This window comes from Hoskinsella mucinilytica, from assembly GCF_045223415.1.
Classification (GTDB): Bacteria; Bacillota_I; Bacilli_A; order Erysipelotrichales; family Erysipelotrichaceae; genus Hoskinsella; species Hoskinsella mucinilytica.
This window is the reverse complement of the sequence record NZ_JBEQZJ010000068.1, coordinates 1-11,437: the sequence shown is the minus strand read 5'-3', so window position 1 is coordinate 11,437 and position 11,437 is coordinate 1. Positions and strand designations below refer to the sequence as shown.

The 11,437-nt window shown below is 38.1% G+C and carries 10 protein-coding genes; all 10 read left to right on the top strand.

What is annotated here, in order from left to right; genetic code table 11:
- The first annotated feature begins 208 nt into the window (after window positions 1-208).
- The gene (locus tag UGRO018_RS16795) at window positions 209-508 is read left to right on the top strand and encodes a hypothetical protein (protein WP_416327666.1); all 300 of its coding nucleotides are present in this window, start codon (window positions 209-211) and stop codon (window positions 506-508) included.
- Between the two features lie 4 nt (window positions 509-512).
- Window positions 513-1,487, top strand: a complete 975-nt coding sequence (locus tag UGRO018_RS16790; RefSeq protein ID WP_416327665.1) for an AraC family transcriptional regulator — start codon at window positions 513-515, stop codon at window positions 1,485-1,487.
- A gap of 126 nt (window positions 1,488-1,613) precedes the next feature.
- Window positions 1,614-2,981, top strand: coding sequence for a PTS transporter subunit EIIC (locus UGRO018_RS16785; RefSeq protein ID WP_416327664.1), 1,368 nt, complete (start codon window positions 1,614-1,616; stop codon window positions 2,979-2,981).
- A 49-nt stretch (window positions 2,982-3,030) separates the two neighbouring features.
- Window positions 3,031-5,538 carry a glycoside hydrolase family 2 gene (locus UGRO018_RS16780; RefSeq protein ID WP_416327663.1) on the top strand — a complete coding sequence of 836 codons (2,508 nt, stop codon included), beginning with the start codon at window positions 3,031-3,033 and terminating at the stop codon, window positions 5,536-5,538.
- Between the two features lie 128 nt (window positions 5,539-5,666).
- On the top strand, window positions 5,667-7,001 hold the full coding sequence (locus UGRO018_RS16775) for a rhamnulokinase (RefSeq protein WP_416327662.1): 1,335 nt from the start codon (window positions 5,667-5,669) through the stop codon (window positions 6,999-7,001).
- A complete protein-coding gene (locus tag UGRO018_RS16770; RefSeq protein ID WP_416327661.1) occupies window positions 6,998-8,248 on the top strand; it encodes an L-rhamnose isomerase in 1,251 nt (416 codons plus the stop codon). The genes UGRO018_RS16775 and UGRO018_RS16770 overlap by 4 nt, the downstream gene beginning before the upstream one ends.
- Before the next feature lies 1 nt (window position 8,249).
- Window positions 8,250-9,089, top strand: a complete 840-nt coding sequence (gene rhaD, locus UGRO018_RS16765) for a rhamnulose-1-phosphate aldolase (protein WP_416327660.1) — start codon at window positions 8,250-8,252, stop codon at window positions 9,087-9,089.
- Window positions 9,090-9,156: 67 nt separating this feature from the next.
- Complete coding sequence (locus tag UGRO018_RS16760) at window positions 9,157-9,549, top strand: HTH domain-containing protein (protein WP_416327659.1); 393 nt, start codon at window positions 9,157-9,159, stop codon at window positions 9,547-9,549.
- A gap of 102 nt (window positions 9,550-9,651) precedes the next feature.
- Window positions 9,652-11,076 carry a 6-phospho-beta-glucosidase gene (locus UGRO018_RS16755; protein WP_416327658.1) on the top strand — a complete coding sequence of 475 codons (1,425 nt, stop codon included), beginning with the start codon at window positions 9,652-9,654 and terminating at the stop codon, window positions 11,074-11,076.
- A 67-nt stretch (window positions 11,077-11,143) separates the two neighbouring features.
- A partial coding sequence (locus UGRO018_RS16750) for a histidine phosphatase family protein (protein WP_416327657.1) occupies window positions 11,144-11,437 on the top strand: 294 nt, incomplete at its 3' end.

The window sequence follows — 11,437 nt, the reverse complement described above, 5'->3', positions numbered from 1 at the left end:
ATGGAGAAGGTCTATCAAAAAAAACGATGTTACTGAGGGAGCGAGGAATCTACTCAGGTGTGGAGACTTTGTTTTCACATGATCCATTTATGGGTCATTTTCTTGTTTGTGCAAAATAGGATAATGTTTCTGTATTGATGGGATAATGCAAAATAGGATAAAATTCCTTATAATTAGGATAGAAAAGAGAAGGTAGAGGTGGTACGATATGAATATCATATTAGTATGTAGCGGAGGTGTAAGTGCATCGATCTTTATGAAGAAACTAAAGCTTTTGGCAAAACAAAAGCAGATCGATTTTCAATTATCCTCCTGTAGCATTCATGAGCTTCGTCAATGTGCGGATATCTTGTTGTTAAGTCCACAATGTGCTTATGCGAAAAAAATGGTGATGCCTTATGTATCCGATGAGGATCATATCTTGATGATCGATAGCTTTGAATATTCCACGCTAGATGCTCAGCATACATTACAACAGATTCAAAAAATTGTGAACAAAGGAGCTTGATCATATGAAAAAAGAGATACTGACAAAGTTATTTGCTTATACGGAAGAAGAACTTGAAATATTAAACGGAAGAAATACGGTAGATCAAAGTCTGTATACGGATGATAAGAATTTTGTGATCGATAAGGATAAGTTATTGCTTCCCGAACAGTTGATCAGTGTTCGTAAACATACCCGATTCATTGATTTTCCGATACATAAACACAACTATGTCGAATTACAATATGTGTACAAAGGAAAGCTCACACAAATCATAGATGGGAAACAGATCACGATGAAGGAAGGGGAATTAATGATGTTGAATACCGTGATTTCTCATGAGATAAAGGCAGCACAAAAAGAGGATATCATCATTAATTTCATCATCAAACCTGAGTTTTTTCAATATATCTTCTCTTTAGCGGATATCGATAATGTGATCTTAAATTTCATTATGAATACCATTTATTCCAACTCTTCAAAAGGTGAATATTTATATTATAAGGTATCCAAACAAGGATCGATCAAGGCAAATATGGAAAAAATCATCACAGAACTATATGAACCTGATCTTACCAGTAGTATCTCTATCAAGTTATTGGTTGGACTTTTATTGGTGAATTTAATCAAACATAGTGATGAAATTGAAGTATATTCTGTGGATAATTATGAAAAGAAACTAAGTTTAGATATATTAAAATATATTGATGAACATTATGAAGAAGGTAGTTTGGCAGCCATCAGTGCACAATTAAATCAGCCCGATTACAAGATATGTCGTATCGTAAAGAAATATACCGGTGTTACCTTTAAACAATTGGTACAGGAAACCAGGTTAAACAAAGCATCTGATTTATTGATGCGTACCAAATTATCCATCACTTCTATCATGCAAGCTGTTGGATATGAGAACATCACTTATTTCTATAAGATATTCAAAGAAAAATATACGATGACACCACATGAATATCGTAAAATGATTGAGGATGAGCATTATTAGTGTTTGCAAAAAAAGATAATGTTTCCGTCAAAGTGCGTTATTTTGAAAGTCCTTTCATCACGTTATACTATAAGTGTCAATAAGCTAGCGCTGACATCATGAATCTAAAGAAAAGGAGATATGATTATGGCTAAACAACAAGATTATACACAGCTTGCGAGCGAAGTCGTTCAAGCAGTAGGGGGAAAAGAAAACATCATCAGTGTACAAAACTGTATGACTCGTTTACGTTTTGTATTACAAGATGACACCATTCCTAATACAGAGGAAGTAAAAGCAATCAAAGGTGTAAAAGGGGTCATGAATAAGGGTGGTCAATATCAAGTTATCATCGGAACACATGTGAATGAAGTGATCAAAGATGTAAAGAAGGTTGCCGGATTATCAACGGAAAGTGAACCTGTGGCATCTAGTGGAAAAAAGGATACTTTATTTAATCGATTCTTTAAAACGATCAGTGGTATGATCATGCCGATGATCGGTCCTATGATTGCCGGTGGTATTTTAAAAGGAATCTTAACCATTTTTGTGACAGTGGGCATGTTAACAAAGGATAGTGGAACATATCAATTGTTGTATGCGGCGGCAGATGCAATGTTATATTTCATGCCGATCATTGTCGGTTTCTCAGCTGGGAAGGTATTCAACTGTAATCCTTATGTAACGGCAACCATCGGTGCTGCACTAGTTTATCCTAGCTTGGTCACTGCCTTATCAGGAGAGGTTGCATTGGATTTTCTAGGTATTCCGATTACCAATGCCACATATTCTAATACACTATTCCCGATTCTTCTTGCATCCTATGTCGCAAGTTTACTTGAAAAGGGCGCAAAGAAAATCATACCGCAAATGATTCAATTAATGATCGTACCTTTGATCGTTTTGGCAATTACGGTACCATTGGCTTGGTTAGCGATTGGTCCTGTTATGAATATGGTGTCTGATATATTAAGTTCTACCGTATTGAATATCTTTAACTTTAGTCCGATCTTAGGCGGTATTCTGTTTGGTGCTTTCTGGCAGTTGATGGTATTGCTTGGTCTGCATGCTGCCTTTATTCCGGTATTGATTAATAATATCGTGACCTTGGGTGCGGATCCGATCAATGCTGTCTTAGGACTAACGGTTTGGGCTCTTGCCGGTGTATCTTTAGGCTATGCGTTAAAGGTGAAAGATGCAGAAAAACGTGCAGTAGGTTTTAGTGGTATGGCAAGTTGCTTATGTGGAGTAACGGAACCTACCATCTATACGATTGCATTACCGCAAATCAAATGCTTTGCGGCAGCATGGATCGGTGGAGGAATCTCAGGTGGTATCCTTGCGGCACTTGGTGCCAACATGTATTCTATGGGTGGAGATGGATTATTCCGTATACCATCTATGATCAACCCAGCTGGTTTGGATATTAGCTTCTATGGTTTTATTGCATGTGCTTTAATAGCTCTTGCCGTATCCGCCGTCATTGCTTATATCATGACAGATCCACAAAAATAAGTACATAGCCGTCATGATTGACGGCTTCCTGTGATAGTTAGGAGGTTCTATGAATAAAACATACGAACAGGTACTTGATGGTACCTATGAAAGTAGAGTGTTGCCCTTTTTATGGCAAAAAGGGGAATCAAAAGAAGTCATAAAAGAATATCTGTATAAAATGAAAGAAAGCAATATCCATGAGGTATGTATAGAGTCTAGACCACATCCGGCATTTTGTAAGGATTTATGGTGGGAAGATCTATCATTTATCATTGATCTATGTAAACAACTCGATATGAAGGTATGGCTGTTAGATGATAGCCACTTTCCAACCGGATATGCCAATGGATGGATCAAGGAGCATTATCCAGAGCATCGAAAAACGGTGTTGATTCATCGTATGTTTGATATCGTCGGACCACAAACATCGGCTTCTATCTATTTGAAAAATCCATTTGATGATAGCGAGGTCTTTTATGGCGCATTGATCATCCAAAACGATCATGTTCAAGAACTAACCTATCAACTCAGAGATGATCAGATTTTCTTTGATGTTGAAGCAGGTCATGCGAGAATCTGTATGTTGTATACAAGCAGAAAAAGCGGTTATCAGGATGATTATATCAATATGGTCGATCGAGCTTCCTGTGAGGTGTTGATCAAAGCCGTCTATGAACCACACTATGAACATTTCAAAGAGGAATTCGGTAAGACGATTTTAGGCTTCTTTTCAGATGAGCCGGGCTTTATGAATGAAAAAGGCGTCAATGCGGATAGTTTGATCGGAAAAGAAACGATGGCACTTCCTTGGTCAAAAGAATTAGAGGATCGATGGAAACAAGCCATGAAGGAAGAACATCTTTGTGCATTGGCTTCGTTATGGATGGATAGTGAAGATGCCGGTAGAAATCGTCATCAGTATATGGATATCGCAACCCGATTATATCAAGAATGCTTTGATGAACAACTCGGTACTTGGTGTAGAAATCATGGTGTCATGCATATCGGACATGTGATTGAAGATAAGGATTCTCACGCTCGTTTGGGTGTAGGAGCCGGTCATTATTTCAGAGCCCTTGCCGCCCAAGACATGGCAGGAGTCGATATCGTTATCAATCAGGTGCTACCCGGTATGGATGAAGGTTATCATTCCTATGGACGTGGCGCATGGGATATGGAATTCTTTCACTATGCACTTGCCAAACTGGGAAGCTCTTTGGCTCATATCGATCCTTTGAAAAAGGGAAGATGTATGGCTGAGGTGTTCGGTGCCTTTGGTTGGCATGAAGGGTTAAAGGAAATGAAATGGATCGCTGATTTATTTTTGGTCAGTGGAATCAATTACTTTGTACCACATGCCTTTTCACAAGCCTCCTTTCCTGATGTGGACTGCCCTCCACATTTCTATGCGCAAGGGCATAATCCGCAATTTCGCTATTTCTCTTCTTTGATGCGCTATCTTCAACAAATGGGTACCTTATTCAGTGATGGTATGCCACATCCAAGCGCCGCTGTTTTATATCATGCAGAAGGGGAATGGAGCGGAAAGTTCATGCCGATGCAAAAGGTTGCGAAAGAATTAACCAGACATCAGATTGATTTTGACTTTATTTGCGCAGATGTTTTCATTGATCATAAACGTTATCCAATGAAGTTGGATGAAAAGGGCTTATGTATCAATGGTATCTATTATCAATGTTTCATATTACCATACAATGAATACATTGGAGAAGCAACCATGCAATTTCTACAAGACGCCAAACGGTATGATTTTCCTGTATTTATTCTAGAGGAAGCACCATCTCACTTATACGATCGTAGCGATCCTATCACATTACCAACGTTTCCGATCCTTTCCTTAGATCAATTATCAAAAACATTACATGAACAAGGATTATTTGATCATCAAACAAGCAGCTATGAGCCATGGCTTCGCTATTATCATTACACAAAAGGAAACGAAGAATATCATATGTTTGTCAATGTACATCCAAAACAAACGATAGAAACCAGCATACCGGGATTAAAAGGAAAGCGTATCGATGTCTATACAAAAGAATCCTATGCATTTGAGGAAGACTTGTTGCTGGGACCTTATGGTTCTTGTATCATCGTAGAAAACGAAGGTGGGGAAACTCCTTATACCTTTGGCACAACATATCTTCGCATCGATGGCGCATGGAAGCTCAGCTATGCAAGTGCTCAAGCGTATCCACAGTTTCATGATACCAAGACGTTACATAAGTTGGTTGATTTATCTACGATATATCCTAGTACGTGTGGTACCTTCCGCTATGAAATTGACTTTGATTGTCCAATGGATATCGAACAAGCATTGCTTCATATCGAAGAAGGTTATGAAACCATACAGGTATGGTTAGATGATATCGATTTAGGTTATCGTATCACACCGGTTTATCAATATGAAATCGATCGATTAACACAAGGAAAGCATCATTTATCAATTGAAGTTACCAATACCCTGGATAAAGAAATTCATGATATGTTCTCTTTAAGTGAACCAAGTGAGCCTAGTGGATTATTCGGTCCTGTGGAAATCAGAAAACGATCATAAAAAGTTTGGCTTAGGTCAAACTTTTTTATATCCTATGTACGCAAAAAAGGATAACGATTTAAACAAGTACCGTCATTACCGAATGTCTGCGATTCTTTTATACTATAGTTGAAATTGAGGTGATGGTGATGAAATATTATCTGGGAGTAGATATCGGTGCGAGCAGTGGAAGACACATATTAGGTCATATCGAACAAGGGAAATGGAAACTAGAAGAAGTCTATCGATTTGATAATCGAATGATAAGAAAGAATCAACATGATTGTTGGGATATCGATCGATTATTAGAAGAAGTGATACAAGGCATTAAAGAATGTGTGAAGCTTGGAAAAATTCCATATTCGATGTCCATAGATACATGGGCTTGTGATTTTGTATTATTGGATGCATCAGGGAAACGAATCAATGATTGTATCAGTTATCGAGATCAAGGTGTAGATGGCATCATGGAAGAAGTATGGAAGATCGTTGATCAAAGTACGTTATATGAAAGAACAGGTATCCAATTTCAGAAATTCAATACGTTATATCAGTTATTGGCTTTGAAAAAGGAACATCCTGAGATCCTAAACCAAGCAAAACATTTTCTTATGGTTCCTGATTACTTAACTTATTGTTTGACAAATGTCATGTGCAATGAGTATACAAATGCGTCCACGACACAATTAGTCAACGCTACAACCAAAACATGGGATGAAGAGCTGTGTAAGCTAGTAGGTTTACCAACCGATATCTTTCATCCCTTTACCAAAGCAAAAGATATGATTGGTCCTTTGACAAAAGAAATGCAAGAAAAGATAGGCTGTAATTTGTATGTGATAGAATGTGCAAGTCATGATACAGCAAGTGCTTATGCAAGTGTCACAGAAGAACATCAGATCATATTATCAAGTGGTACGTGGAGCTTACTTGGAACCGTAGTAGATCATGCGATCCTTACGAGTGAAGCCATGGAAGCGAATTTCACAAATGAAGGATCCTTTGATGGTAAGTATCGTTTTTTGAAAAATATCATGGGATTATGGATCATTCAAGAGGTACGACATTGTTTGAATGATGTATATCGCTTTGATGAGCTTGTACAACTTGCAAGGGCGTGTGAACATGAGCCATCTTATATCGATGTATTTGATCCATGTTTTCTTCATCCAACCAATATGATTCATGAAATACAATCGTGGTGTCAAACACATGGACAACCCATACCACAAACCCCCGGAGAGCTAGCGGCTTGTGTTTATCATTCTTTAGCCATAGCTTATCAAAAGGTCGTAAAGGAATTAGAAACGCTCACCCAAAAAAGCTACGATACCATTTATATCGTCGGGGGCGGAAGTCAAAATGAGCTTTTAAATGAATGGACGGCGAAAGCAACAGGGAAGACGATCATCAAAGGGGAAAAAGAAGCAACCATCATCGGAAATCTTAACATGCAAAGAAAACAGGAGGAACAAGGAAAATGAGTATAGAAGCATATCAAAAAGCGAAACAGGCATATGCACATATTGGCGTCGATACAGAAGAAGCCATGCATCGATTAGCAGACATTAAGATCAGCATGCATTGTTGGCAAGGGGATGATGTCATCGGATTTGATACTTTGGAATCTTTAAGCGGAGGTATTCAAACAACCGGCAATTATCCGGGAAGAGCAACCACACCACAAGAGCTGATGCAGGATATGGATCAAGCGTTGTCGCTGATACCGGGACAACATAAAATCAATCTACATGCCAGCTATGCAGTATTTGAAGATGGTCAAGTTGTGGATCGAGATCAACTAGAACCAAAACATTTTCAAGCGTGGGTAGCGTTTGCGAAAAAAAGAGGTTTGGGTATTGATTTTAATCCGACACTGTTTTCTCATCCAAAGGCAAAAGATGCTACTTTATCATCAGTAGACGATGATATTCGTAAGTTTTGGATCGATCATTGTAAGGCTTGTATTCGTATCAGTGAATACTTTGCGACAGAAACAGGTCAGACCTGTGTGATGAATATTTGGATACCGGATGGATTAAAAGATGTACCGGCAGATCGTATGGGACCAAGAAGACGTTTTCAAGAATCCTTGGATGATATATTATCCATAGAATATGATCATCAAAAAGTAGCAGTGACCTTGGAATCTAAGGTGTTCGGTATTGGTATGGAGTCTTATACCGTAGGCTCCAGTGAGTTTTGTATCAACTATGCGAATGAAAAAAAGATCACTCCTTTGATGGATAACGGACATTATCATCCGATGGAATATGTATCTGATAAAATCAGTAGTATGTTATTATTTCATGAAAAAATAGCACTTCATGTAACACGCCCGGTACGTTGGGATAGTGATCATGTCGTATTATTCGATGATGAAACAAAAGAAATCGCCAAAGAAATCATACGTAATGATGCCATTCATCGAGTTTATCTTGCCTTGGACTTCTTTGATGCCAGTATCAATCGTATCGCCGCATGGGTGGTAGGTATGAGAAATATGCAAAAGGCATTGTTATATGCATTGTTAATGCCACATGAAACAATGAAATCACTACAAGATCGACAAGATTTCACAAGCTTGATGATCTTACAGGAAGAATTAAAAACGATGCCATTCGGTGAGGTATGGAATCAATTTTTAACACAACATAACGTTCCTCAATTGGATTGGCAAAAACAGATTCAAACTTATGAAGATGAAGTTTTATCTAAAAGGAGAAGGTAATATGAAGGTCATGGATACAGTGTTTTTTAACAAATATATCGAAATGGCATCTCATGGAGATCAGCTTGGATGGCATGAACGAAATGGTGGTAATCTGACTTATTGGTTAAACCAAGAAGAGGTGGCAATGATCGAAGAGGAACTTATTCATGAAGATGTATGGTTTCCGATTCAGACAAAGGTCCAAGAATTGGCAAATCAATATTTCTTATTATCAGGAACAGGGAAATACTTTCATCAAATGAAAAAAGCACCGATGATAACGACAGGTATCATTCAGGTAGATGAAAGCGGTGAATCTTATCGAATTTGTTGGGGGTTTGAAGATGGTGGAAAACCAACCAGTGAACTACCTACACATTTGATGAATATGGAAGTCAGAAAAAGAAAAAGCAATGCGATGGAACGAGTTATTTATCATGCACATTGTCCTAATTTGATCGCCTTGACCTTTTTACTACCGTTAAAGGATGAGATCTTCACAAGAGAGCTGTGGGAAATGATGACAGAATGTCCTGTTATTTTTCCTGAAGGAGTAGGCGTTGTGAAATGGATGGTACCAGGAGGAAGAGAGATCGCCGTGGAAACAAGTCGCTTAATGGAACAGTATCGTGCCATCGTTTGGGCACATCATGGGTTGTTTTGCAGTGGTGTAGATTTTGATTCGACCTTCGGATTGATGCATACGATAGAAAAAAGTGCCGAAATCTGGATTAAAGTACATTCTGTGCGACCTGATAAACTTCAAACCATCAGCGTAGAAGGCTTTCAACAATTGGCAAAGGACTTCCATGTCGATCTAAATCCTGCTGCCTTATATGAGCAGAAACAAAATAGTTAAGAACATCATTCCTTCATGGTGATTGATAGGAAAACATGCTATACTACAGCTGAACGGAGGCGTTTAGATGCAGGAAGCAATAAAAAAATTATACGATGCTTATGGGATCGATGCGAAAACATTCGCAACCATCTTAGGTCTAAAGGAAGAAGATATCTTAGAAAATCAATATACACAAGAGGATGAAACACGAATACATGCGTTGATCAATGGATTCTCTATTATGGACTATCAGGTCGAAGAAGATGCCATTCTTCAAGCGATTTTAGAAAAGTTTATCATACAATATGGCATTTCCATCCAAGGTCTTAGTAAACTACTTCATGTATCTCATGCACAGCTACAAGCATTCTATGAGAAAAAACAAGTGTCATTGGATATCAAATATGCCATTGCTTGTCGTTTGTTTCGTTTGGCAAATGCAGTGTTTCCACTAGATCATCGCCATATAGAAAGATAGGAAAGCTGAAAAATTGGAATGTACGAAAGTTTCATATTTTTGAACCACACGCATTTTTTTGATGTGTTAAAATAAAAATGTATGAGAAAAAGGAGGTATTTTATGCCATTTAGAAAAGATTTTTTATGGGGTGGCGCAACCGCAGCCAACCAATGTGAAGGTGCATATCAAGAAGGAGGCAGAGGTCTTGCCAATGTTGATGTGGTACCACATGGAAAGGATCGCTTTCCTGTCAGTATGGGAAAACTGAAAATGACAGAAATCGATGATCATCATTATTATCCGGCTTTGGAATCCATCGATTTTTATCATCATTATAAAGAAGATATCGCTTTATTTGGAGAGATGGGATTTAAGACCTATCGTATGTCCATTGCATGGAGTAGAATTTTCCCAAATGGAGATGAAGAAGAACCAAATGAAGAAGGATTAAAGTTTTATGAGGATGTATTCAAAGAATGCCATAAATATGGAATCGAACCATTGGTAACCATCACTCACTTTGATTGTCCGATGCATTTGATCACAACTTACGGTGGATGGAAAAATCGTAAGCTGATCGAATTTTATAAACGATTGGTAACTGTATTATTCACAAGATATAAAGGGCTGGTAACGTATTGGTTGACCTTCAATGAAATTAACATGATCCTTCATTTACCTTTTATGGGCGCAGGTTTGATCATGGAAGAGGGAGAAAATGAAGAAGCTGTAAAATATAGCGCAGCTCATCATGAACTTGTCGCAAGTGCATGGGCAACCAAAATCGCACATGAAATAGATCCAAACAATAAAGTAGGTTGTATGTTGGCGGCAGGAAATACGTATGCCAATACATGCGCACCAGAAGATGTATGGAAATCTATGGAAAAGGATAGAGAAAATTATTTCTTTATTGATGTACAATCTCGTGGGGCTTATCCTGCTTATGCATTAAAAGAATTAGAACGGAAAGGAATTGAAATTCCATTTGCGGAAGATGATAAAGAAATCTTAGCGGCACATACCGTTGATTTCATTTCTTTCTCTTACTATTCTTCCAGATTGACAAGTGCAGATCCTGAAGTTAATAAAGAAACAAGTGGCAATGTCTTTGCGACATTGAAGAATCCATATCTAAAAGCAAGTGATTGGGGATGGCAGATCGATCCACTTGGATTAAGGATCACCTTGAATTCTCTATATGATCGTTATCAAAAACCATTGTTCATCGTAGAAAACGGACTAGGCGCAAAAGATGAATTGGTCAATGGAACAGTAGAAGATGATTATCGTATTGAATATCTACGTCAGCACATCAAAGCGATGAAAGATGCTGTAGAAATTGATGGTGTTGATCTGTTAGGATATACTTCATGGGGTTGTATCGACCTTGTGAGTGCTTCCACCGGTGAAATGAGCAAACGTTATGGTTATATCTATGTAGATAAAGACGATGCAGGTAACGGAGATGGAAAACGTTATAAGAAAAAATCCTTCTATTGGTATCAGAAGGTCATTTCCACAAACGGAGAAGATTTAGACTAAAGCACAATGCAGGCCGATTTGCCGGTCTGCTTTTGTTGCTTCAAAAGAAAGAAGGGGTTAGCATAACATGTTAACATTTTATATCGTAAGACATGGAGAAACATTATTCAATCAAAAACATCTCATGCAAGGATGGTGTGATTCTCCATTAACGACACAAGGGATACAAATGGCCAGTGATCTGGGCATAAGGTTAAAAGACATTCCATTTGAAGCTGCTTATTCCTCTACAAGTGAGCGAGCTATGGACAGTGCAGAACTGATCATGAAAGAAAATAATACCCCTATTCCCATTACCATCAGAAAAGAACTGAAAGAAATTCATTTTGGTATTATGGAAGGGGAAAATGAATACGTTGGC